Origin of the sequence: Sphingobacterium tabacisoli (genome assembly GCF_017908035.1) — a bacterium.
GTDB classification, from domain to species: Bacteria; Bacteroidota; Bacteroidia; order Sphingobacteriales; family Sphingobacteriaceae; genus Sphingobacterium; species Sphingobacterium tabacisoli.
In genome coordinates, this window is sequence record NZ_JAEQMU010000002.1 from 355,344 (window position 1) to 379,831 (window position 24,488).

The 24,488-nt window shown below is 43.8% G+C and carries 23 protein-coding genes; 16 read left to right on the forward strand and 7 right to left on the reverse strand.

The genetic code is table 11. The features are described from left to right. Positions 1-39 precede the first annotated feature (39 nt). The 8 genes from JKG64_RS12445 to JKG64_RS12480 all read left to right on the forward strand — a co-directional run bounded on the left by JKG64_RS12445 (position 40) and on the right by JKG64_RS12480 (position 8,176). Positions 40-849, forward strand: a complete 810-nt coding sequence (locus JKG64_RS12445) for a Cof-type HAD-IIB family hydrolase (protein WP_210354648.1) — start codon at positions 40-42, stop codon at positions 847-849. Between the two features lie 12 nt (positions 850-861). After that, on the forward strand, positions 862-2,202 hold the full coding sequence (gene hemL / locus JKG64_RS12450; RefSeq protein ID WP_210354649.1) for a glutamate-1-semialdehyde 2,1-aminomutase: 1,341 nt from the start codon (positions 862-864) through the stop codon (positions 2,200-2,202). Between the two features lie 231 nt (positions 2,203-2,433). Then, entirely contained in the window at positions 2,434-4,572 is a 2,139-nt protein-coding gene (locus tag JKG64_RS12455) for a cbb3-type cytochrome c oxidase subunit I (RefSeq protein WP_246512585.1), read from the forward strand. A gap of 14 nt (positions 4,573-4,586) precedes the next feature. Further along, complete coding sequence (locus JKG64_RS12460; protein ID WP_210354650.1) at positions 4,587-5,591, forward strand: cbb3-type cytochrome c oxidase subunit II; 1,005 nt, start codon at positions 4,587-4,589, stop codon at positions 5,589-5,591. After that, on the forward strand, positions 5,591-5,863 hold the full coding sequence (locus tag JKG64_RS12465) for a hypothetical protein (RefSeq protein ID WP_210354651.1): 273 nt from the start codon (positions 5,591-5,593) through the stop codon (positions 5,861-5,863). The genes JKG64_RS12460 and JKG64_RS12465 overlap by 1 nt, the downstream gene beginning before the upstream one ends. An 11-nt stretch (positions 5,864-5,874) precedes the next feature. Continuing rightward, on the forward strand, positions 5,875-6,294 hold the full coding sequence (locus tag JKG64_RS12470) for a cytochrome C (RefSeq protein WP_210354652.1): 420 nt from the start codon (positions 5,875-5,877) through the stop codon (positions 6,292-6,294). Between the two features lie 116 nt (positions 6,295-6,410). After that, complete coding sequence (locus JKG64_RS12475) at positions 6,411-7,679, forward strand: serine hydroxymethyltransferase (protein WP_210354938.1); 1,269 nt, start codon at positions 6,411-6,413, stop codon at positions 7,677-7,679. A gap of 194 nt (positions 7,680-7,873) precedes the next feature. Continuing rightward, the gene (locus tag JKG64_RS12480; RefSeq protein ID WP_210354653.1) at positions 7,874-8,176 is read left to right on the forward strand and encodes a GIY-YIG nuclease family protein; all 303 of its coding nucleotides are present in this window, start codon (positions 7,874-7,876) and stop codon (positions 8,174-8,176) included. A 166-nt stretch (positions 8,177-8,342) separates the two neighbouring features. On the opposite strand, the gene pdxR is transcribed toward JKG64_RS12480, so the two are convergent. Next, positions 8,343-9,782: a MocR-like pyridoxine biosynthesis transcription factor PdxR gene (gene pdxR, locus JKG64_RS12485; RefSeq protein WP_210354654.1), complete on the reverse strand. Its 1,440-nt coding sequence runs from the start codon at positions 9,780-9,782 to the stop codon at positions 8,343-8,345. 258 nt (positions 9,783-10,040) lie between these two features. On the opposite strand from pdxR, the gene JKG64_RS12490 reads away from it, so the two are divergent. From JKG64_RS12490 to JKG64_RS12505, 4 genes are all read left to right on the forward strand, one after another. Continuing rightward, a complete protein-coding gene (locus tag JKG64_RS12490; RefSeq protein ID WP_210354655.1) occupies positions 10,041-11,174 on the forward strand; it encodes an aspartate aminotransferase family protein in 1,134 nt (377 codons plus the stop codon). Beyond that, complete coding sequence (locus JKG64_RS12495; RefSeq protein ID WP_210354656.1) at positions 11,164-12,048, forward strand: PfkB family carbohydrate kinase; 885 nt, start codon at positions 11,164-11,166, stop codon at positions 12,046-12,048. The genes JKG64_RS12490 and JKG64_RS12495 overlap by 11 nt, the downstream gene beginning before the upstream one ends. Further along, entirely contained in the window at positions 12,035-12,694 is a 660-nt protein-coding gene (locus JKG64_RS12500; protein ID WP_210354657.1) for a phosphatidylserine decarboxylase family protein, read from the forward strand. The genes JKG64_RS12495 and JKG64_RS12500 overlap by 14 nt, the downstream gene beginning before the upstream one ends. A 593-nt stretch (positions 12,695-13,287) precedes the next feature. Further along, positions 13,288-13,440: a hypothetical protein gene (locus JKG64_RS12505; RefSeq protein ID WP_210354658.1), complete on the forward strand. Its 153-nt coding sequence runs from the start codon at positions 13,288-13,290 to the stop codon at positions 13,438-13,440. Between the two features lie 97 nt (positions 13,441-13,537). Here the strand turns inward: JKG64_RS12505 and JKG64_RS12510 are convergent, their stop codons facing one another. From JKG64_RS12510 to JKG64_RS12520, 3 genes are read right to left on the reverse strand one after another with little or no spacing between them, the layout of a single operon-like run. Continuing rightward, positions 13,538-16,741: an error-prone DNA polymerase gene (locus JKG64_RS12510; RefSeq protein WP_210354659.1), complete on the reverse strand. Its 3,204-nt coding sequence runs from the start codon at positions 16,739-16,741 to the stop codon at positions 13,538-13,540. A gap of 5 nt (positions 16,742-16,746) precedes the next feature. Further along, on the reverse strand, positions 16,747-18,240 hold the full coding sequence (locus JKG64_RS12515; protein WP_210354660.1) for a Y-family DNA polymerase: 1,494 nt from the start codon (positions 18,238-18,240) through the stop codon (positions 16,747-16,749). Continuing rightward, positions 18,233-18,976, reverse strand: coding sequence for an ImuA family protein (locus tag JKG64_RS12520; RefSeq protein ID WP_210354661.1), 744 nt, complete (start codon positions 18,974-18,976; stop codon positions 18,233-18,235). Before JKG64_RS12520 ends, JKG64_RS12515 begins: the two co-directional genes overlap by 8 nt. 99 nt (positions 18,977-19,075) lie before the next feature. Here JKG64_RS12520 and JKG64_RS12525 point away from each other — a divergent pair, with 99 nt between their 5' ends. Beyond that, positions 19,076-19,897 carry an XRE family transcriptional regulator gene (locus JKG64_RS12525; RefSeq protein ID WP_210354662.1) on the forward strand — a complete coding sequence of 274 codons (822 nt, stop codon included), beginning with the start codon at positions 19,076-19,078 and terminating at the stop codon, positions 19,895-19,897. Here JKG64_RS12525 and JKG64_RS12530 read toward each other — a convergent pair. Next, positions 19,863-20,276 (reverse strand): PH domain-containing protein, encoded by a 414-nt coding sequence (locus JKG64_RS12530; protein ID WP_210354663.1) that lies wholly within the window; start codon positions 20,274-20,276, stop codon positions 19,863-19,865. The two genes, JKG64_RS12525 and JKG64_RS12530, sit on opposite strands and share 35 nt — an antisense overlap. 150 nt (positions 20,277-20,426) lie before the next feature. Here JKG64_RS12530 and JKG64_RS12535 point away from each other — a divergent pair, with 150 nt between their 5' ends. Both JKG64_RS12535 and JKG64_RS12540 read left to right on the forward strand, forming a co-directional pair. Beyond that, the gene (locus JKG64_RS12535; protein WP_210354664.1) at positions 20,427-20,912 is read left to right on the forward strand and encodes a BON domain-containing protein; all 486 of its coding nucleotides are present in this window, start codon (positions 20,427-20,429) and stop codon (positions 20,910-20,912) included. Between the two features lie 22 nt (positions 20,913-20,934). Then, complete coding sequence (locus tag JKG64_RS12540; RefSeq protein ID WP_133584349.1) at positions 20,935-21,357, forward strand: SH3 domain-containing protein; 423 nt, start codon at positions 20,935-20,937, stop codon at positions 21,355-21,357. Between the two features lie 231 nt (positions 21,358-21,588). Here the strand turns inward: JKG64_RS12540 and JKG64_RS12545 are convergent, their stop codons facing one another. Next, complete coding sequence (locus JKG64_RS12545) at positions 21,589-22,599, reverse strand: YCF48-related protein (RefSeq protein ID WP_210354665.1); 1,011 nt, start codon at positions 22,597-22,599, stop codon at positions 21,589-21,591. A gap of 8 nt (positions 22,600-22,607) precedes the next feature. Further along, positions 22,608-23,267 (reverse strand): YceH family protein, encoded by a 660-nt coding sequence (locus tag JKG64_RS12550; RefSeq protein ID WP_210354939.1) that lies wholly within the window; start codon positions 23,265-23,267, stop codon positions 22,608-22,610. 286 nt (positions 23,268-23,553) lie between these two features. On the opposite strand from JKG64_RS12550, the gene JKG64_RS12555 reads away from it, so the two are divergent. Beyond that, a complete protein-coding gene (locus JKG64_RS12555; protein ID WP_246512586.1) occupies positions 23,554-24,459 on the forward strand; it encodes a histone deacetylase family protein in 906 nt (301 codons plus the stop codon). Positions 24,460-24,488: the final 29 nt, after the last annotated feature.

The window sequence follows — 24,488 nt, forward strand, 5'->3', positions numbered from 1 at the left end:
ACCTATGTTTGTACTGTGTTTATTAAACCCTGTACAACTATGGTTAAAGCTATTTTTTTTGATGTAGACGGTACTTTGTTACGATTTAATGAAGAGACTATTCCTGATTCGATTCTTGATAGTCTACGCTGTTTAAAAAACAGTGGAATAAAGGTGTTTGTCGCGTCTGGACGTTCCTATGCGCAGATTAAGCGTGTCACCGACTTTCCTTTTGATGGATTTGTTGCTTCGAATGGAGCAGTAGGCATCGATGCGGGAGGAAAAGTTCTTTATAAATCATCTATACCTTATATCGATCTATTTAATCTGGTACAATATCTAGAGTCCAGACCTTCGGCATTTTGTGTTTCTTATATGACCGAGGAAGGCGTTTTTGCCAATGATATTAACGAATTATTGAAGCATCATTATTCACTTATCCATATCCCTCTTCCTGAAAAGCGCCCTCTATTGGAGTTGTTGCGTTCCAAAGTATTTCAGCTGACCGCCTATATCACCCCTGAACAGGAAAAGACAATCATCGATAATATAATGGTCAATTGTGTGGCAACAAGGTGGCATGATGATTTTGCAGATATCAACAATCAGCGTTACAACAAAGCGACCGGAGTTGCCTTTTGGTTACGTTATTACGGAATTGGAAAACGTGATACGATGGCTTTTGGAGACGGTGGCAATGATATCGAAATGCTCAAATATGTTAAGTATGGGGTGGCTATGGGGAATGCGCGTCAGGAGGTAAAGGATATCGCTTATCATGTCACGGCCGAAGTCGATGAACAAGGAGTGGTACAGGCGCTAAAGTACTTTAACCTGTTACAGGAAGAAGATGGATTGATTACACTTTAATATAATAGGATCATGAAGAAAGACAGATATGAGAACAGTAGACGGCTTTTTCTGAGGGCAGCATCGCTTATTCCTGGGGGAGTGAATTCTCCTGTTAGGGCATTTAACGGTGTGGGTGGAAATCCTGTTTTTGTGAAAAAAGGAAAAGGCGCTTATCTGTACGATGCGGATGATAATACCTATATAGACTATGTGAATTCTTGGGGAGCCCTCTTGTTTGGGCATGCCTTTTTTTCGGTCGTAGATTCTATTCAGCAACAGGCGCTTCTAGGTACTTCGTATGGTATTCCTACAGAAGCGGAGATAGAGCTGGCAAAATTATTTGTCGATGCTGTACCCCATGTGGAGAAGGTTCGCTTTGTCAATTCAGGTACAGAAGCAACGATGAGCGCTATTCGACTTGCGCGTGGATTTACGGGGAGGAACAAGATCATCAAATTTATTGGCTGTTATCACGGCCATGCCGATTCCTTCTTGGTAGCAGGCGGCAGTGGCTTATCAACATTGGGGATTCCTGATTCGGCAGGAGTACCACAAGGGACAATAGCCGATACTTTATTGGCCGATTTCAACTCACTAGATAGTGTAGCGTTGTTATTTGAGCAGTTCTCCGAAAGTATTGCTGCGGTGATTGTCGAACCGGTAGCAGGTAATATGGGCTGTGTGGCTCCAGTCTCGGGATTTTTGGAAGGCTTGCGTAAACTTTGTTCGCATTATCAGGCGTTATTGATTTTTGATGAGGTAATGACGGGGTTTCGTCTGGCACGTGGAGGAGCACAGGAGTATTTTCAGGTAGAGGCAGACTTGGTGACCTTTGGAAAGATCGTCGGTGGTGGATTGCCGGTCGGCGCATTTGCAGGTAAAAAACACATTATGGATCAGTTGGCACCTTTGGGTCCTGTTTATCAGGCTGGAACCCTTTCGGGCAATCCTTTAGCGATGTCCGCAGGAATACAGATGCTGAAACGAATAAATAGGGATGAAGCGTTGTATCGAAGGATGGAACATAAGACTTTCTATCTAGAGGAAGGGTTGAAGTCGGTAGTTGCGGAATTGCAGATTCAGGTCTGTATCAACAGTGTAGGTTCTATGATTTCTCTGTTTTTCAATAGCGATGTGGTGACGGATTATGCATCAGCCCAAAGTGCAGATGTAGGTGTATTCCGTGTGTTTTTCCATGGTATGCTGGAGCAGGGAATTTATCTTCCGCCTTCTCCATTCGAGTCCTGGTTTTTATCTGATGCGCTTACTCAGGAAGACCTTGATCATACGGTTGAAGCTGCCCGTACGGTGTTATCAGGCATGGTGAAAAATAAAGTAATAGAAGAATCATCTATAGGCTGGACCAGCTGATTTTGGCTGATCTGTCATGGGAAAGCTATTCGGATATGGCGTATCTTTGGGTAACAAAGGTGATCTACTAAAGTGAAGATCTTAAGGTCAGGTGACTGATTGGAAGGTAAAGGTTTGCAAGACCTTTTATAATGGTTCGAATCCATTCCTGACCTCTTCTTTTCCAAAAGCCATATTTTCCCAAACCAGATCGGTACGAATTGTATTCTTTAAATCGATTAATTATTTCTTATGGCATTTTCAAGATTTTATAGTTTATTTTTTTGTTGTTTACTGTTGTACACCCCACAGGTTTCCAAAGCACATGTCATGCTCCCTACCTCTTTTTCATTCTATGATATGGATTGGATAACCTGTCTTGGGGTTACGTTGGTTTTGTTTTTATTGATCGTGGTGACTTTATTATATAAGTATATTGATCGGTATTGGCATTTGGTACGACGACGCACCGAGCGGCAGGGAGATTTTCATGCAGAGTTGGACGAGTTGTTCTCTGCTATGAATGCCGAGCAAATGAACCGAGTGTGGACGGTAGTCAAGCGATTGGCTCAGCATAAAAAGATAGGAGTCGTTCTTTTCTTTCTGTTTGGTGCGGTACTACAGGCTAGGGCACAGTTCTACGAGAAAGTAGAGGACCTGGATTTGCTGAGTCAAGGCGGTGTCCTGGTGACCATGGTTCTGGTAGGTATTCCGCTGGTTGTTGCTATCATCCTATTGATTGTACAGATAAGGAAACAAGTGCATAAGTCTGTTCGTATGGGGACAAAGAAAGATGCAGAAGATCTTGCGACCTATATGCAGAAACAGGAGGATGTAGATGCTGCTGTCTTTGAAAAGCGGATGGGTGCACTCCGTTATCGGCTTTCGGATCAGGAACTGAGTGGTGCGGCGGCGGTATCTGATGAAAAAGGACTGTTACAGGCCCGAGATCTGGAGAATCTGCCTTTCGTGGCAAAAAAGCGAAAAGCACTTCCCCGACCTAAAATAGATGCTTCAAGTTCCAAATTGATACAGTGGTTTATCGGTACGGCTACATTCTGGCTGTTATTTGGTACGACCGTCGGCGAATATTTGGGTATTAAATTTATTGCGCCCGATGCCGAAGCGATCAGCTGGCTCAGCTTTGGGCGACTACGCCCGGTCCACACCAATGCTGTTTTCTGGGGCTGGTCATCCTTAGGGATGATCGGGTTAGGCTATTATATTGTTGCTAAAGTGAGTAATGTACAGCTGCAGAAAGTCAATTGGGGATGGTACTCTTTGATATTGATCAATGCCTGTGTATTATTAGGTAGTGTCAGTCTGATGGCCGGTATAAACAATGGCGGGGGCGAGTATCGCGAGTATATCTGGCCCATTATGTTGTTGTTTGCCTTGGGACTGATGTTTACCTTAGGTAGCTACCTCAAAACAATAGCGAAAAGAGAAACCAAAGAGATTTATATATCCAACTGGTATATTGTATCGGCTGTATTGTTCATTTCTATTGTTGCTGTAGTAGGCTATATTCCTTCTTATCAGGATGGATTGGGGGAGACAATTATTCAGGGATATTATATGCATCAGGCGGTAGGAATGTGGTTTATGCTGTTTACCTTGGGGATTGTCTATTATTTTCTGCCCCAACAGCTCAATCGTCCTATTTACTCCTACAGTCTGGGGATACTGGCGTTCTGGACACAGATTCTGTTCTATACGCTTATTGGTACACACCATTTTGTTTTCAGTGCTATTCCCTGGTGGCTACAAACTGTTGCTATTGTGGCCAGTGCTGGGATGGTGATTCCTGTGGCGGCAGGTACGACTAATTTTATTATGACTTTCCGTGGTGCCTGGCACAAAGTGAGAGATAGTTATTCTCTTCCCTTTTTTGTAGTAGGTATTGTTTTTTACTTTACGGGATCGATGCAGGGTACAGCTGAAGCTTTTCGGTATACCAACTTACTTTGGCATTTTACTGATTTTACCGTAGCGCATTCCCATATGACGATGTATGGTATCATTGCCTTTCTGCTGTGGGGTGGTATTTATGCCTTATTGCCCCGCCTCACCGGGAAGGAATCGAGTCAGGCTGCTATAGGCGCCCATTTTTGGTTAGCCTTGATCGGCCTTATGATCTATTCGGTGTCTCTGATGTACGGTGGGACATTGCGTGGTCTGGCATGGATGGAGAATGTGCCATTTATTGATAGTGTGACGTTGATGATGCCCTACTGGTTGTGGCGCGCAATAGGGGGGACGTTAATGTGGATATCGCATATCGTATTTGCGTATAATGTGTTCCAGATGATGGCTGTAAATAAAGAGGATAAGTCACTTGTAGAACAGGTTATCACTTATCTAGAAGAGGAAAATGTCGAAAATAAATAAGAGAGGAAGCTGAAATGGAAATTTTTAATAATCATAAAAAGCTATTTACAACGGCTACGGTTTTATTTCTGTTACTGACTGTTGTTATTGCTATTGTGCCAGCATTTGATAATCAGATGAATAATGGTCCTTTACCGGATGCTCAACCCCTGAGCGAAAATGCAAGAAAAGGTAGAGATCTGTATATATCTAATGGCTGCGTAGCCTGCCATAGTCAGCAGGTACGTAATGTGCATATGGATAAAGTGTGGGGCAATAGACCATCCATAGCTGCTGATTATGCACTGAGCACGCGTGTGGATACCTGGCGAAATACAGCAACATTGATGGGGACTGAACGGACAGGACCTGACCTGACGGATGTAGGAAATAGGCAACCTAGTCTGGATTGGCATCTCCTACATTTATATAACCCACGTCTGGTTGTTAAGGAGTCTATTATGCCGGCTTATCCTTGGCTGTTTACACATAAAGAGGTTTTGGAAGAAGGAGATATCGCGGTAAATGTACCGCTGGCTATGCGCAAAGGAAATCAAAGGGTAGTGGCCACCCAAGAGGCACTGTACCTTGTTGCTTACCTGCAGGAGCTGAAGCAGGCTCCGCTTCCTGAAGCCACAACTACGCCATCTTTTCTTTATAAGCCGGAAGAGAAATCGGGGGGAACGGCGGTTAAAACAGATGATGGTCTATTGGACGGGCAGGTGTTGTATGCGGCCAATTGCCAATCCTGCCATCAGGCTTCGGGCGAAGGATTGGCAGGAGCGTTTCCTCCTTTGAAAAATAGTAAAATCGTGCTTAGCAATGATCTCAAGCTATATGTGGATATTATTATGAACGGTTACGATTCTAGACCTGAATATAGTGCGATGCCTGCGGTGGGGCATAATATGGGCTGGACCGAGAAAGAAGTAACTGCGATTATAAATTATGAACGTAACAGTTGGGGCAATAAAGCTCCCAAAGTGAGCGAAGAGGAAGTTAAAGAAGTTATGGAGTATTTAAAAACACAAATGAAGTAATGAACAAGTTAAGAAGTATACTCGTTATTGCGTTCTTCGTAATACAACAAACGGTGTGGGCATGCCCGGTCTGTGATAGGCACCAGCCCAAGATATTAAGGGGTGTGGTGCATGGGTCAGGACCTGATAGCCAGTTTGACTATTGGATTATAGGGGCTGTAGCCTTGATTGTGCTGGCTACACTTTTTTTCTCCATTAAATGGCTGATTCGTCCCATGGAGAAGGAGCATACGCATATCAAACGGATGATAATCAATGAAGTGGATGTTTAAAGTGCTTAGAGATGGAAGCTAAAAGCAAAATATACATATTTATGGATGAGGAGGTGAACCCTCTAGCGATAGTGACTACACCTATTCATATCGATATCGATACCCGCAAACTAGTTGATGGCAAGCATAGTTTGAAATTGGTCAGTAAAGATCCCTCTGGTAAGGAAGGAATACGGATCATTCCTTTTGAGGTACGTAATGGTCCGGCGATAGCGGTGGAGGGTATTCAGGAGAATGCTATTGTCGATGGTATAGTGCCTATTATGATTAATGCCTATGGTAAAGGAGATCAGAAGTCTTTTCTGATAGCCGGTAGTGAGACTCCGCAGACCATCCCGTTTTGGGTGTGGATTTTACTTATTTGCTTTATTGCCTGGTCGTTGTACTATTTGGTTCGTTATATGAATCTCCCGGTTGTGGAGGTGCTGTGAGTATGCTGGATCAGTAGCTATTGCGTATTCTGTGCCAGTAATGCCATCCATCTGAAGCTTACTTTTGCGGAAAATAATAACAGAACTTCGTATTTAACTTAAAACTTTTACGCATGATGGAATTAGACAACTTTATTTTTGATCTTATCGCACAAGAGCAGGACAGACAGATGAAAGATCTGGAACTCATCGCTTCAGAGAACTATGTAAGCCCGCAGGTGATGCAGGTCACAGGTTCTGTATTAACCAATAAGTACGCCGAAGGATATCCTGGCAGGAGATATTATGCCGGTTGTGAGGTTGTGGATCAGGTAGAACAGGCCGCTATAGACCGTATAAAGAAGGTATTTAATGCTAGTTACGCCAATGTGCAACCACATTCCGGTTCGCAGGCCAATGCTGCAGTGCTGTCGGCCTGTCTCAAGCCGGGTGATAAGATACTTGGATTTGATCTGGTGCAAGGTGGGCACCTCACGCATGGAGCCTCGGTCAATTTTTCAGGCAAGTTATACAAAACCAGTTTCTACGGCGTCGATAAAGAAACTGGTTTTTTAAATTATGACCAGATTCAAGAGATTGCTTTGCGTGAGCGTCCGAATCTGATTATTGCAGGAGCAACGGCTTATTCCCGCGATATCGATTACCAGCGGTTTAGGGCCATAGCGGATAGTGTAGGTGCTTTATTGTTGGCTGATATTGCTCATCCAGCAGGACTTATTGCTAAGGGATTGCTGTCTGATCCAATCCCGCATTGTCATGTGGTTACAAGTACAACTCATAAAACTTTACGTGGGCCACGCGGAGGAATAATATTGATGGGCGCTGATTTTGAGAATCCCTTTGGGCTCCAAGATAATAAAGGTAATATACGCATGATGTCGTCACTGTTAGACGCTTCTGTTTTTCCTGGAAATCAAGGCGGACCATTGATGCACATTATAGCTGCCAAAGCAGTTGCTTTCGGCGAAATACTTACAGCGGAATATGATAGCTATATCCGTCAGGTACAGCGGAATGCCAAAGCTTTTGAAAATGCCCTTCGCTCCCATAATTTTGATATGGTATCCGGTGGTACAGACAATCATTTGCTACTGATCGATCTTTCCAGTTGGTCTATATCCGGACGAGAAGCCGAATTAGTTCTGAATAACGCGGGTATTACTTTGAATAAGAATATGATTCCATTTGATACGAAATCAGCGTTGCAGACTTCTGGGATCCGGGTCGGTACACCAGCGATTACGACACGTGGCTTGCTCGAAAAGGATATGGATACCATTGTCGATTTGATGGAGGAAGCTTTGCGTAGTAAAGACGATGCAAATAAGTTGAAGGGTATCAAAGAGAAGGTTAATAACTGGATGATGGACTATCCTTTGTATTAATTATAGCGTTTATCGTCATTGCGAAAGAAATGAAGCAACCCCGAAGGGCTCATCGTAGATAATCTCATTGTTGATAAGGGATTGCTTCGCTCCATGTTATTCTGCTCGCAATGGCGATATCTATATCGATGATTTTGAATGGATTGCAGTAATTTCGACTTGACAAGTCTCTATTTAATTTGTAATTTCATTTTATGGAACGAGGTGGATGTGTATATATGTTAACCAATAAGAATAACACTACATTGTACACTGGTGTTACTTCCGATTTACCATCAAGAATCTACGAACATCTTAATCAAAAATATAAACATTCGTTTTCTGCTAAATACAATTTGGTTAAATTGGTTTATTACAAATTCTATCCAACAATAGATGAAGCTATTGGAGGAGAAAAGAGAATAAAGGCAGGAAATAGACAGAACAAAGAAAAGCTTATCAATTTATTCAATCCAGAATGGGAAGACTTGTACGAGAAGCAGGTTAAGCATTGGTAATAGAATTTATCCGTCATTGCGAATGAATTGAAGCAATCCCGAAGGGCTCATCGTAGATAATCTCATTGTTAATATGGGATTGCTTCGCTCTATGTTATTCTGCTCGCAATGACGACAGCGATCCCCATCATTACGAACATAGTGACGCAATCTAAAGAAATCTGTCTTACTCGGCCAATCTTGCCTTTGCCAATATATCCGCAAGTGCCATGATTCCCTCTTTTATCTGTTCTTCGGATACAGAACCATAGCCTAATCGAAGTCCTTCATATCCCGTATGTTCGTAGTAGTTAGAAGGATGTAAGATGGATATTGATTTTTCTGTTAATCTGTCAAACACCATAGTCCAGTTGACGGGGTATTTGGGACATATCCAAAACGCAAGTCCGCCCTGAGGTATATGGTAACTGACCTGTGTGGCGAGGTGCTCATCCAACATTTTTACCATATAGCTTTGTCTGGATTGGTAATGAAGAGTCGCTTTTCGTATATGGCGTTTTATGGTTCCGTCTTTTATCAGTTCGAGCACAGCCTGTTCCATGATACTATCGCCTTGAATATCTATGATACGACGTAGATCAATAATGCTGTCTAGCAGTTTTTGGTTTTTGGTGGCGAGATAACCTATCCGAAGGGCAGGTGCAACCACCTTACTTAAGGTGCCTATATAGACTACATTTTCCAATTCAGAGAATGCCGAAATGGGTTGTAGTGGACGATAACCAAAATGAAATTCATAGTCATAATCATCCTCAATAATGGTAAATTGATATTGATTGGAGAGGCTGACCAGTTCCAACCTGCGTTGTAAACTCAGCGTCACTGTAGTCGGGTATTGCCGATGTGGAGTGAGGTATATTGCTTTTATTTTGGGGTTTGAAGCGAGATGCGGTAGGATATCTTCAACGACAATTCCATCCGAATCGACAGGAATATAAATTAGATTCGCTCCCGCTTTTTCAAATGTTTTCCAGGCTGAACTATAGCCTGGTGATTCGACGATTACATAATCTCCCGGGCGTAAAAGACACTGTGACACCAGGTACATGGCCATCTGGCTTCCTCGCGTGATGCAGAGCTGATTTTCATGTAATTGCATGTTCCGCTCTTGGTTTAACATGCTTGCGATGGCTTTTCTAAAGTCCAGGTTACCGTTAGTTTCTGAATATCCCATCATCTTCCAACGGGCGTTTCGTTTGAAAATCTGTCGATAGGCCCTCCCAAGTTGATCTACAGGCGCGATTTTGCTGTCCGGATGGCCATCATCAAAAGGAATGTGTACAGGGAGCTGTGGTTCAGGTACAATGCCGCTTTCCGTTTGTAGGGATTTTGATTTTGAAGAAATTGGGAGATTGTGCGAGACAAAGGTTCCCCTTCTTTCCTGGCTGGTTAGCCATTCTTCATTGAGCAATACCTGAATAGCCTCAATAACCGTGTTTCTGTTGACTTGTAGGCTGTTAGCCAGTGTTCGGCTTCCCGGAAGGGCGGTGCCTTTAGGGAGGCGACCTGATTTGATACTTTCGATTATAATATCCGCTATCTGCAAATAGATTGGTTTTGTAGCGGATTTGTCTATTTCTATATCAAGTGTCCAGGGTCTTAACATGTCGTGTCAGATTTAAATTGTTTGCTGGTCCAAAGATACGATTGTTTACAGATGTTTTCTATACCAGATGGTCCGCTGTTGGTCTTCTTGTTTTTGTAATATGCTTGTACATAGCTTCTTGTCGTTTTTGAGTTGTTTTTGGTCTGTGGCTTTAAAGTAAAACTGGACTGGTTGGATTATCGAATTTAGACGGAATTTCGTCTTTCCAAAAGATGATCGTCAGATCTCTAGTTATGTAGTTTTAAATTTTAGCATTGTATGAACCCATTTGCCGTATTTCAGAAGTCCAATATTCATATTGTAAGCGCTCAAGGTAGCTATGTGTATGATGAAGAAGGACGAGCTTATTTGGATATGTATGGTGGACATGCCGTTATTTCTATTGGTCACGGTCACCCACGCTATGTCAACGCTGTGCGACAGCAATTGGATCGTATCGCTTTCTATTCCAATGCTGTCGAGAATAAATTGCAGGACCAGTTGGCGCTGGAGTTGGGGAAGCAGTCCGGCTACCCGGAGTACAACGTGTTCTTTTCCAATTCGGGAGCTGAGGCCAATGAAAATGCCATTAAGCTGGCTTCCTTTCATACTGGACGCAGTAAGGTACTGGCGATGTCCAATGCCTTTCATGGACGTACATCTGCGACAGTTGCAGCGACTGATATTGGCTCCATGCGTGCTCCGATCAATGAAAATTTCAACTTTGTTTTTACACCCTTCAACGATATTTCGAGCCTTAGAAAGCAATTGGAGACGGAGGTTTTTTGTGCTGTTATTATCGAAGGAATACAGGGTGTAGGTGGTATACATGTGGCAGATGATCTATTTTTAAATCAAGTACGGTCAGCTTGCGATGACACGGGGACGCTACTTATATTGGATGAAATACAGTCTGGATATGGGCGTTCAGGACGTTTTTTTAGTCATCAATATGCGGGTATAAAACCTGATTTGATTACGGTTGCAAAAGGAATTGCGAATGGATTTCCTATGGCGGCAACCTTGATATCTCCTTCTTTTAAACCCGTTATGGGGCAATTGGGGACGACTTTTGGTGGTAATCATCTGGCTTGTGCAGCAGCTATGGCCGTATTGGAGGTCATGAAAGACGAGGAGTTGCTCCATAATACGGCTGTCGTAGGGGATTTTCTGCAGGAGGCGCTGAAAAAAATACCTGGAGTGGAGGATGTCCGCGGTCGGGGATTGATGATTGGGGTGGAGTTTGAAAAAGATATAACAGCATTGAGAAAGAGCCTCTTGTATCAAGAGGGAGTGTTTACAGGATATGCCGGAAACTATACGCTACGGTTGTTGCCTGCCCTGACTTTTAGCCTGGAACAGGCGCAGGTATTTCTAGAAAAACTAAAAAGAGCATTAAAAAATGAAGGATAAAGACGCTAAAATAGTGAGTGTACAGAGCCTGGTTTCTACGGGTTATGTGGGGAATAATATGGCTATGTTTGCTGCACAATTGCACGCATCGGATGTCTGTATGCTTCCTACTGTCCTGTTGTCCTCGGCTACCGATAACCCCGATTACAGGGGAGATGTGATCGCAGCTGAACTCTTTTCGGAGCTCGTAATAGGGGTGGATTTGGGGTTGGATAAGACCATATTCCATTATTTTATGACCGGTTATATCTCTGCTGTAGCCCTTATTGATACTACTGCTGCATGGATTTCTTCCTGCAAGGATAACGGGTGTATAGCCTATTATATCTATGATCCGGTCTTTGGTGATTTCCGCACCTCAGGACTGTACCTGTCCGAAGATGCGGTTGCTCACTCCCTAAAAATGCTGCTTCCTCTATGCGATATTATGACCCCAAACCACTTCGAGATGGAGTATATATTAAGGGGTAAATTTGAAACTCAAGAAGAATTAAGTGAATTATTGACGCATTTTCCGCTGCTAAAAGACAAGAAAATCATCATTACAGGAGCCCATTTACGGGATACACCGGAGGGATATTTGGAGAATTTGTTGGTTATTGATGGGCATATTGAACGGTTTATGGCAGCCCGTATACCTATAGAAGCAGTGGGAACAGGTGATCTTTTTACCGCGTTGGTGACCGTAGAATTGAAAAATGGACGGTCAATATCAGAGTCTATAAACTATACGACGGAGTTTATTTCAGCAGTTTTGAGTCGGGTAAATGCGCGTGATTCGACCGAAATAAGAGCGGAAGATCTGCTGTATGCAAAGGAGAAAATGAATGTTTTACAAATTTATAAAGGAGGAAAAATAGATGAAAATTCATAAGGAAGGAAGCGCTTCGATAGGGATAGCGATAGGTATTTATGTGCTGTTAAATCTACTGTCATTTTATTTTTTTTATGGGATTTCACCTCTTATCAGTTGGTCGATTTTGCTGTTGATCACCGTTCCACTAGGGCTCGTTATTTACTTTTTTAGGATCCCTTTTCGGGACCACACAGATAGTGATGAATGGGTAATTGCACCTTGCGATGGTAAGGTAGTAGCGATCGAAGAGGTGGAGTGTGATGAGTATTTTGAAGGTAGGAGAGTCCAGGTTTCTATCTTTATGAGTGTGCTGAATGTGCATGTCAACCGGTACCCCATAGGAGGGAAAGTGATCTATAGAAAATATCATCCGGGTAAATATCTCTTCGCTTGGCACCCCAAATCGTCTACCGAAAATGAACGCTATTCGACGGTTCTGCAACATAAAAATGGGCAGCTTATTTTGGCAAAACAGATTGCAGGAGCTTTGGCAAAGCGCATCGTGAATTACAGCGAAGAAGGGATAGAAGTAAAGCAAAATGAAGAGCTGGGGTTTATCAAGTTTGGGTCTCGAATGGATGTGTTGTTACCATTGGGTACAGAGGTGTTGGTGAAGCTTGGAGATAAACCTAAGGGAGGAGTGACACCTATCGCTAAGTGGTGAAAACTATGTTTACTTTTTTGTTTATATAGTTTATGTTATATGTTTGATTATGATGTTTTTAAATTTTGATTTATTGTTTTATTAACAAATTTTCAATGCATTTGGAGCGTTTTAAGCCATTTACGCTGTGTTTTTCTGTATTGACTTTGTTTTATATATAAAGTTTTACTTCTTTTGTTTTGTTTAAAGTATTATATATTAAAGATTAGTGTTTTTCAATTATGAAATTCGTAATTGTATTTCGGGCTTGTTTTGAGATGCGGTTTTACGAAAAATACTCCAGGTGAGTGCTTACTCTCTTTTTGGCTTTATGAACTGTGTTTCGAGAAGAAATGCAGTTCTTGTATGGTTAGAAATCGAGTGTAATTTTAATGCTTTTTTTTGACTTTTTCCGAAGAGATTATAGGGGGATACACAGTAGATTTTCTTTCTAGGCAGTACATCATTCCGATTCGCGAAAAGGCATATGGACTGCCTAGATGCAAGCAGGTCGTTAGATGTCTCCACTATGGTCCCCGATATATCGGGACGCAGCGAGATGACGGCAAAATTATCAAATAAACAAAAACTGTTTTTTCGTCATGTACCCTTGTATGGAGTACGGATTTTTAGAAATATGGGAAATTGTCAAGCGTTGGTTTTTCAAAAATGAAGACGGAAAAGCTGAGGGTGGAAGTACAAAGTTACGTCTGATATGGGGAAAAGAAAAAAGGTTTTCAAACGGGGAGAATGAAAACCTTTTGTAACCAATTATAAACCTAAATTATGATACCACAAAGATAGTGTATGTATTACACATTTGCAAGTCTTTTTTAATTTTTTTTAATAATATGTTTTTACGGATCACTTAAAATCTCTTGATGGGAATAGCTCTCCTTGGATTCCACTTGTGCTGATTTTGTCCGTAGCTTTTTTTTCGTTGGTCGAAGTTGATTTCTGTATGGAGCCTATGTCGCGGCTTCGGGTTTTTATCGCTAAGAGATGATTCATGTTGTGACAGGATTCTACGACGACATGGATGACCTCGCCTTCGATCTGAAGTTTGCCGGTGACGAGTAGCAGTTGGGATTGTAAGATGACTTTGCGATAGGTCTCAAAAGTCTTGGCCCATACCACAAGATTTGAAAATCCGGTCTCGTCTTCGATCGTTATGAAGAGGACGCCTTTGGAGGTGCCCGGTCGCTGGCGAACCGTAATCAGTCCGCAGACTTTTATCCACATGCCATCGCGCATGCTGCTGAGTTTGGCAGAAGGGGTGACATGGAGGGCGTCTAGTTTTTTTCGGGCAAAGCTGACGGGGTGTGCCTTGAGCGAAAGTGTGGTGCTCGCATAGTCAGCCATGACATGTTCGATCGGTGACAGGGTTGGTAGTGTTACTTCAGTTTCGAAAGTACTGTTCGAGGGTTGTCCGGTAAATGCACCCGTCGGATGGTCTGCCAAAGCGGCGACCTCCCAAAGTGCCTGCCTTCGGTCTAGACCTATGGAACGAAAAGCATCGGCATCGCTGAGTTTTTCCAGCGCACTTAAAGGGACGCCAGCTTCGAATACCGAATTGACCGATTTATAAGCCTTCTGACGGCCTTTTGTTAAAAGACGAGCATCTGCCTCATCTAAACCTTTTACTTGTCTTAGACCGAGTCTTAATGCGTGATACGGTCCCGTTAGCTCTTCCAGTGTGTTGTCCCATTCGGAATGGTTGATATCTACAGGTCTGACCTGCACCCCATGCTTACGTGCATCGATGATGATTTGTGCCGGAGAATAGAAGCCCATGGGTTGGCTGTTGAGCAAGGAGGCGGCGAACACATCAGGGTAGTGATACTTGATGTAGGAGGAAACATATACGAGCAGCGCAAAGCTGGCGGCATGGCTTTCAGGGAAGCCATAACTTCCAAACCCTTCCAGTTGTCGGAAGACGCGTCTGGCAAATTCTTCTTCATAGCCATTGTTGACCATTCCCTCCACGAGCATGCGTTCGTACTCGGCGACCTTGCCTTTGGATTTGAAGGTGGCCATGCTGCGACGGAGCCCGTCGGCCTGGGCAGGTGTGAAGCCTGCGGCAACGATGGCGATTTCCATAGCCTGCTCTTGGAATAGGGGGACGCCTAAGGTTCGTTTCAGAATAGCTTCTAGTTCGGGCGAAGGATAGTCTTCTGCTTCTTCTTTATTTCTTCTTCTCAGGTAGGGATGTACCATGTCACCTTGGATCGGTCCCGGGCGTACAATGGCAACTTCGATAACCAGGTCGTAAAAGTTTTCAGGTTTCAGTCGGGGCAACATGGACATCTGCGCACGGCTTTCAATCTGGAAGACTCCCAATGTGTCGGCGTGGCTGATCATTTCATACACGTCTTTATCTCCCTGAGGTATGTTGGCTAAGGTCATCTCTCGCCCGTAATGCTGTTTGACCAGGTCAAATCCTTTACGGATGCAGGTGAGCATGCCCAAGGCGAGTACATCTACTTTGAGGAATCCCAGGGCTTCGATGTCGTCCTTGTTCCACTCGATGTTGGTTCGGTCTTCCATCCGAGCATTCAGGATAGGGCAGAGTTCGGCCAGGTTGTTTTGGGTGATGACAAAACCGCCTGTGTGCTGCCCGAGCTGCCGGGGGAATCCGATGTAGGTTTCGGTGAGTTCGAGCACCTTTCGCAGGAATGGATCCTTTGCGCTGAATCCTTGTGAGGTCAGTTCCTGGCCGTTGAGCCATTCTTCCGTCAGTTCGTACTTGGACTTGGCCAGATGGTCTACAGCATCCACCGAGAGCCCCATGGCCTTACCGATATCCCGGATGGCCCCCTTCCAATGCACTTGGGTTACCGTGGCTACGATACCCGAGCGGTGGCGTCCGTATTTGTTGTAGACGTATTGCATGACTTCTTCCCGACGTTCGTGTTCAAAATCGACATCAATATCAGGTGGTTCGTCCCGTGCGTCCGACATAAATCGGGCAAATAAGAGATTTATGTCCACAGGATTCACCGAAGTGATACCCAAGCAGTAACATACGGTCGAGTTGGCCGCAGAACCACGTCCTTGGCATAGGATCTCCCGTTCGCGTGCAAAGCGTACCAGATCGTATACGGTCAGGAAGTATGAGGCGTAATTCTTTCGGGCTATGAACTCGAGTTCCATCTCTATCGTTGCTTTGATCTTTTCGGGTATATCCCCGTCGAATTGTCGGTCAGCACCTTTCCAGGTTTGGTACACCAGTTCTTCCTGTGGTGTTCTCCCTTCGGTGGTAATCTCTTGCGGATAGACGTATTTCAGTTCGTTCAATGAAAATCGGCATGCTTGTACAATTTTTAGCGTATTGTGGATGGCCTGTGGGTAGTTGCGAAACAGGCGGTGCATTTCGTCTATCGGTTTGAGGTAGCGTTCGGCATGTGCGTGTAGACGGAAGCCAGCATTGTGGATGGTGCATTTTTCCCTCACGCAGGTCAGTACGTCTTGGAGTTCACGGCGCTCAGGGGTGTGGTAGTGTACGTCATTGAGGGCGACGATGGGGATATCAAGTTCTTCCGATAGCTGGTTTAGCCGAAATAGTTTTTTGTGGTCGTCCCCATTGTACAGAAAGGACGCGCCTAGGTAGATCATGCTATGCAGGTGCTCTTGGTACTGCTTTAGTATCAGGCTGAACTCAGGTTCAAAGTCAAAGGCCTCGTTTAGCGTTTTTGGTGGTAGGATGATGAATTGTATGCCTGCAGCATAGCGGAAGACATCTGCGCTATACAGGTGACACTCTCCTTTTTCAGCACGAAGATTACCTGTTGTGAGTAGCGTCGAAAGGTTGCTGTAGGCTTTTATGTCGGTGGGGTAGGCTAGTAAACTGGGGCCGTCGAGTAGATCGAGCCTGCAGGCCGGGATAAAATGGATATCCTTTTCCCGTGCTGCACGATGGGCACGTACGATTCCGGCAAGGGTATTGCGATCGGTTATGGCAATCGCTTTGTAACCGAGCTGTACCGCTTGTTCGACCAGCTCTTCAGGATGTGAACCTCCCCGTAAAAAAGAAAAGTTGCTGGTAGTTTGTAGTTCTGCGTATTCCATTGTGTTTATGTGAAATAACCATGAAGAAACCATTCAGGATCCCCTTGTCCGTAATATCCGGAACGGAATAGCCAGTATCTGGCTCCTTTCTCATCTTCCACGCGGTAGTAATCCCTCGGTTGTTCGTCGCTGATCCACCATTCCTGTTCGATGCGCTCGGGCCCATCCGCTTTGACAAGCTTGTATATCTTTTTACGGTGCCTAAAGAGTGCCGGTGGGTAATCGGGAAGGGGAACCATGACCTCGATAGGTTCGGGATGTGCCAGTAGGTGTAAGGGGCGTAATGCATGGCTGGGCCAGTCCGATTGGGGCTGTGTGTCTAAGGATGAGGTGGGCTCGATTGTCCGTTCGGGCCAGTGGTGGGCGGAAGGTAGAAAGCGATGGATAGATCCAGAACCTATCTTGGCTGCAATATTGTCCAGCAATTCGGCAATTTCCGATTGCCCGCCTTTCGTTTGCCAAAGACCTTCCTGTGGAAGGATGCTGTTTTCTGTCAAGGTGGCTTCCAAAACAAACAGCTCTATACCCAAAGCTGGTTCTATGTTGGGAACTTTGAGGTCAAACAATTTGAAAAGGTGGGTGGGGTTGGAGGAAGCTCTTCCTGTGCCTATGTGGATTGTTTGTACATTGCCATCGATCCGATATCCCCTGAATACCGCTTGACGAAGTCCCTTCCCTTCTTTCCGCAGTCTGTCGCACAAGGTGGTTAAGAGCTGTTCTAAGGCTGTTTGAATACCTGTACAGGTCGAGATAGGTTCTAAGCAGGATAATCGCTCCTGATAGCTCGGTATGGGTTCTATAAGGCTGATGTGTTCCTGTTCTGTTCCTAATGCTTGTCCTAATCGGTAGATAAGTTCGTCTCCAAAACGCCGTCTTAATGTGCTTTTGGGGATATGCATAAACTCTTCGATATAACGAAAGCCTAATTTATGAAGACGTTGCTGTATCTGTAGGGAGATCCGGAGTGCAGCTGGAGGCAGTCCGGATAAAGCCTGTGCCTGTTGTGTCTTAGGGATTATACTAAGCCGGGTGGTATGCCGGGCTGCTGCCCAGGCTGCGCCTATGGTATCGGCAATTGCTGCCTGAGCCTGATAACCTCCTTGAGCGATCCTGTCGATAATGTGATTGCCGTATTTTTCTTCTCCTCCCCAGAGGTGTGTACAGCCCGATATATCGAGTACAATGCCATCGGGAGCTTGTAGGTCTACTATGGGGGCAAAACGGATGCACCATTCCCCGAGAGCCTGTAGTGTTTGGTTGAGACTGTTGGCGTCATATATCGCAGATTCCAGCTGGGGCAATATAGCTTGGGCATCGGCCAGCACCATGCCGCAGGATATTCCTTCCTGTAGTGCAGGCCTATTGGCAGCTTGTATTTTTACACGGCCATTTTGGGCAAGGGTGAGTACAAACGGAGCTTTCCTTCGTTCGGGCTGTTCTTTCTCTGCTCGATCGGTTCCGAAGAACGGAAGCCAGATACACATGTAACGTCTAGGCATATTGTTCGTGGTTTGGTCGTGCTGTCCTTGTAATCGCCTCTTTGGATAGATGTACCAGTTGATTGTTTTGCCAACTTACCTGCCATTTTCCAGGTCGGCCGTTGCGGACTTTTTCTAGAGAGACCTCCCAGGTCGGATAGCCTACGCCAGGTAAACCGTCTGGAACACGACTGGCTATGGAGCGTATTTTCCATCGGGATACGCAGGCCAAGGTGTTTTCATGACGAGGGCGTCTTCGGTGTAAGAACCCCGTAACATTGCTTTTCTCTACGGCGAGCTGTAATCGTTGGGATTCGGAAAAGCTTACTTCTTCCATTTCTGCGACTACGGCTGCCAATGCGTTACATTTGAGGGCTTGCTCCATAACCCATAAGGCGTCTTTGTGCTGTGTGATATCTACAAAGATGACTTGATGTGGGGCTATTCCGAAATGGGTTAAGCCAATAGGAGACAGGCTGCGTTTGGTACTGATCCAGAGGCAGAAATTGCCAGCGTGCATCAGCTTGGCAACTATACTGGCAATAAAGCCATTGGTTGCGGTGGCATGAACTGCAGTAGGACTGATGAACTCGTGTACTGCGGCTGTAGGGAATGTTCCGAATGGAAAGGCGGATTCTATGTCGGCCAAACCAAAGTCAATACGGTTCAATATCCCCGTATGGGGTTTGAAACCTTCTAATTTTAGAATCTTTTCCTGAAGCTGTCTTATTACCTCTTGTTTTGCTGTCCCCTCCATATGCTACACCCTCCGTGTTTAATTCATTTTTGTATCTATCGCATTGTTTAATTACTTTTGTTATTAATAATAACAATATGATGTTATCTATAATAACAAATGAAGTCGGTAAATCAAAAAATATTTTTTGCGTCTAATATTAAATTCCTTCGGACACGACAGGGATTGAGTCAGGAAGCAGCGGCAGAAAAATTGGGATTGACAAGAGCCAAGTTAGCTTCTATTGAGGCGGGGAATACCAAAGCGCCTCAACCGGAGGATTATCTGAATTTCTCTAATTTTTTTGCTGTAAGTATAGATACCCTGCTCAAGGTTAACCTTCCGCTATTGGGCGAATTAAAACTGAGAGAGTTGGAGTCGGGCAATGATGTTTTTATAAAAGGGGGGAATCTTCGGGTATTGGCCATCAGTGTAGATAAAAGCAATAATGAGCATGTGGAATATGTACCGATCAAGGCTAAGGCAGGGTATGCGGCCAGTTATGCAGATCCTGAGTTTATAGCCAGTTTGCCTAAATATTCATTGCCTCATCTACAAGGGGGGACTTACCGTATTTTTCCTATTGTAGGTGATTCGATGTTGCCGATTCCAGATGGAAGTGATGTTACGGGAAGTTATGTGGAAGATTGGACAGCTCTTCCTGCCGGTACACCTTGTATTGTGCTATTAAAGGGGCAACAGGATTTTGTATTCAAGTTGGTGAGCTGGCTTCCTGAGGGGCAGTTTTTGCTGTCGTCGCTTAATCCTGCATATCGTCCCTATACAGTAGCTGTGGAGGAGGTATTGGAGGTATGGAAATTTCATGCTTATAGTACGCGTGTTTTTCCAGATGGACAATCGGACTTATCGATGGTTATGGCTGCAATAAAAGATCTGGAAAGACATGTTAGGTCTTGTACACAACCTCGATCTTTGGATTGATCTCTTGAATGGTGCTGATAAAGCCGGCTTTGTCCTTTGGCGATATCAGGACAGAATCAAAGCTGTTAAAGAAAATTTCTAATCGATCAAGGGATGCAGCTGGTGAACTGACCATATTGTTGGTCTCTACGATTTTTCGGACGCTGTCTATAGGGATATTTTTTTTATAAAGTAGACCGCTCCTGATTTTTAATACATTTTCTTCAATGGTATAGTGCGTGTTGAGCAGAGTAGGAAGACATATTATGGAAGTTAGTACTAAAAGAACTATAGCTTCCCATACATGCGTGCTATGGTATAACATAATGGCAGGCGCAAGTGAAATGGCAACTAGAAGTAAGATTAGCAGTCCTGTGCTGATTTTTGATTTAAAGACCATGTTTTTTGTTGTTTTGGCTATAGTGGCAACTGTCTTGCTAAGATACAATATGTTTTGTGTTCTTAATCCTGTCGAAAAAAAATAAACCTTTCTTCCAAACAAATGTAACTCTTAACTGTTTTTTTATTGAAATTTTAAAACAATAGGATTATGAGTTTAAGAAAAGTATTATCCATGTTCCTGGTGGCTGGAGTAGTTGCCTTTGGAACAATTTCCTGTAAATCCAAGATATCGGATGCGGATTTAAAAACGAAGGTAGAAACGGCAGTTAGTACAAGCCCAACGGTAATGGTGGATGTTAAGGATGGTGTAGTTACCCTGACAGGTACAGTAGGTTCAGAAGATGAACGTATGGCTTTAGAAAGTTCGGCCAAAGCTGCGGATACTAAAGGTGTGAAATCTGTTATCAATAATATCACCGTACAGGCTCCTATAGAAATCAATACCAATGATGCAGACCTGACCGCTAAGATTGTGGACGCAACAAAAGATTTTCCAACGGTGAAAGCTACAGCAGCAGCAGGTGTGATTACGGTTACAGGTACATTGGAGCAGGCGCGGGTTATGGTTTTGAAGCAATCGTTGGATGCCTTGAATCCTAAAAAAGTGGATATGTCGGCGTTAGTTGTTAAATAGTGATTTTAAAACAAAAGAAAATATGTCTTTACTAAATAAATATAAAGTTTTGATTGATACCGCTAATGCATCAGGTATCAGTGATCTGCAGATGGCAGAACAGGATGGCGTTTTACAAATAAGAGGTACAGCTCCGAATGCTGATGTCAAGAACAAACTATGGGATATCTATAATCAGATAGACCCTAATTTTTTATCTGGTGATGTGGTTATGAATGTAGATGTGTCTACAGCGGTAGCGGGTACACAGGCTCGTGTTATTACAGAGAACTCAAACCTTAATGTGCGTAAAGGACCAGGGACAGACCAACCTATTGTAGGAAAGGCTGCTAAGAACGAGATTATTACCTTAATCAGCAGGGCGAATAGCCAATGGTGGTTGGTACGGACAAAAGATGGGGAAGAGGGATATTGTTATGCGCAATATCTGGAGCCTATCGGATAGGTTATAAGTTTAAAGATTTACTGTTTTTAATTTTGCAGAGGCCCTATACTATACAATAGTATGGGGCTTCGCTGTTTTATTTATATAATGAAGATATACCATTTGCGGATGAATGAACGTGGATTAGTTTTCTTTGGTTGTTACCTTATATGAGGCTACTTATCGACTATAAGTAATATTTACCAGCTGTTGTTTTAAAATGTAATAGCCGGTAAATATTATGCTAAAAGGCTATAAAATTAGCCTGAAAATATTGCCCTTTGACCCCGTTAAGTATATGGTTTTATTATCAGGGCTTTTGCTGATTGTGTTAAAACTATCTTGGGATATGTTCTTCCAGTTCATGCCCCCATCGTAGGAAATGTCTGTGCCAGATGTTCCGGTGGCCAGTACGATTTTTTCGGTGATATAGCATACATCCGAACGGTATCCTAGCACAGGTGTGTCTGGTCTGAACCAGTTTTTTCCGGCGTCATTGGTAAGGAGTATGTTGTTGGTATTGTCCTTGTCGGATAAGTAATCGCCGCCTACTGCAATACCGGTGTTGGGGTTAATGAAATCAATAGCAAATATCCCTGCAGAGGCTTTGCTCGCTACGATAGGACAATCGTATTTGTCAACGCGGAGAGCTTTGGGATTAAGGTCAAAAAAGCTAGCATATCTTCCTCCTGTTCCGATATAGAGTCTTTCTTTCCATTGTTTCATAGAGGAACCGGAAGCTGCAAATGCGGCTTCTCCTGAATCGGCAAAGAGTATGAACTCGTTGCTTACATCCTTCCAGGAGTTCCCCTTGTCTGTGGTTTTTAAAAGCTGAAAGGCTCCGTTGATAGGGTCTCCTAAGATATAGCCTGTTTTTCCATTTAAGGTCAGGTCGTCCAGGAAAATCTCGGGCCGGTTATCTTCATAGACTTTGACCCATGTTTTTCCCGCATCTTTCGTTTTTAGTACAATGGCAGGGGAGCCGACTCCCATGACTAAGGCTTCCTTTTTGTTGATGACAGCAATATCTCTGAAATCAATATTTTCATACCCCATGGGATTTACCCATTTCCAGCTCTTGCCTTTGTCGTTAGAGTAGCCCACGGTTCCTTTGCTTCCAGATACCCATACGGTCTCTTTTCCATAAGTTGCCAACCCTCTGAAACTGGAAGGCTTGTTTTCTACTAGGGGTACAAAGGTCTGGGCAAAACTTATGGTTAGCATGCCAAATATTCCGGCAATCAGGGAAATTGTTCTTTTCATTGTTGTTTTTAGCTTAATTCTGCCATAAGCTTATTGAACTCTTCGCGTAAGGTTGCTAGTTCTGTTTCTAATGTTGTTACCCGTTCTTCTAAAGCTTGTACCTGAGCGCTTGATCCTGTGGAGACTGTTGTAGCACTTGTTTCGTAGTCTTCTTCGTCGAATTCGCCAAAAAGATGGATGTATCGGGCTTCCTTCTGTCCGGGGCGTTTGGCCAATAACCTGACATAGGGTGTTTCGTCTTCTGCGAGTTTATTTAATAATTCCTGTACTTCATCTAATGTTTCGAATTCGTAAAGACGTCCTGAGTTGGAGTTGATTTCTCCAGCCGTAAGGGGGCCTCTTAAGAATAATAGACATAGAGCAGCTAGCTCGGCAGGTACTAAAGGGTATTGAATAGCAATATTGTGCTTGTATTTGGTGACGCGTGAACCCCCGCCTACCACAGTAGATACTAACCCGCGGCGCTTTAAACCATCTAAGGTGCTGATGATGGTGCTTTCATCATAATTTACCACGGGCTTGCGCGATGTCTTCTGGTTACAAGCTGTTTGCAGCCCATTGATGGTCATGGGGTAATATTCGGGGGTGGTTTTCGACTTTTCCAACAGGCATCCTAAGACGCGAATCTCTTCTTGGCTTAATTGAGGTAACGTTTTTATTTCTTCCATTGTTGTCTGTAAAGTATAATTGTTTTCTAAGATAAGAAATATTCGTGTTTGGCAAAGTGCAGGGGCTGTGTTTGTTGTTATTTCAGTATTATTAAGATTGGACGGTTGTGCTTTTGGATAAATTAGTTTGCTACACATCTGCCTTCGGTGGTCGTCGTTCCTTTCCGACAAATCGAAGCAAGTTCTTGTAATGGTGATAGCTGATTGTTATGTTCGGATTGTAAGAATATATAATTCCCCGAATTATTTACTTCTTTGTATTTTCGTAGGTTGAAAATATAACGAATTGCTGAAAATCGCCTATCATACCCAATATGTTCACCCTGTACGTGAGGGGCATCGCTTTCCGATGTTGAAGTATGAACTGATTCCTGAGCAGCTTTGCTACGAAGGGCTGGTCTCTGCTGTTAATTTTTTTGAGCCCGAAATGGTTGATTTTGAAACGGCGGCGCTGGCTCATGATGTAGGGTATTTGCATCGGTTGTTTGATTTGACGTTGGATGCAAAGATGGTGCGGCGTATAGGTTTTCCGTTGACACAGGAATTGGTCGATCGAGAACGTTATTTGGTGGACGGTACCCTGAAGTCTGCTTTGTTTGCGTTGGACTATGGTATCTCCTTTAATGTGGCTGGAGGTACGCATCATGCAGGTCGCGATTTTGGGGAGGGGTTCTGTCTGATGAACGATCAGGCTATAGCGGCGGCTTATCTGTTGGAGCAGGGATTGGCAACACGTGTTTTGATTATTGATCTGGATGTGCATCAAGGTAATGGTACGGCACATATCTTTAGTGGTATACCTGAGGTGTATACTTTTTCAATGCATGGGGACAAGAATTTTCCTTTTATCAAAGAGCGCTCCGATAGGGATGTTGCTCTGGAGGATGGAATCCTGGATGAGCAGTATTTACAGTTACTAGGGGAGAATCTTGCCTTTGTTTTTGAAACTGTTAATCCTGATTTTGTTTTTTATCAAGCAGGAGTCGATATCTTAAGTTCGGACAAGCTTGGTAAACTGAAGGTGTCTGCTGCCGGATGCCGAGAGCGGGATAGGATGGTGTTGGAAAGCTGTAATGTACGAAAAGTTCCGGTACAGGTCAGTATGGGAGGTGGGTATTCGACGCAGATTCGGGATATTGTCAATGCGCATGTCGAGACTTATCGAGCAGCAATTGCTATTTTTGATTTCTAATTTTTAACTTCTGACTTTTAATTTTATAC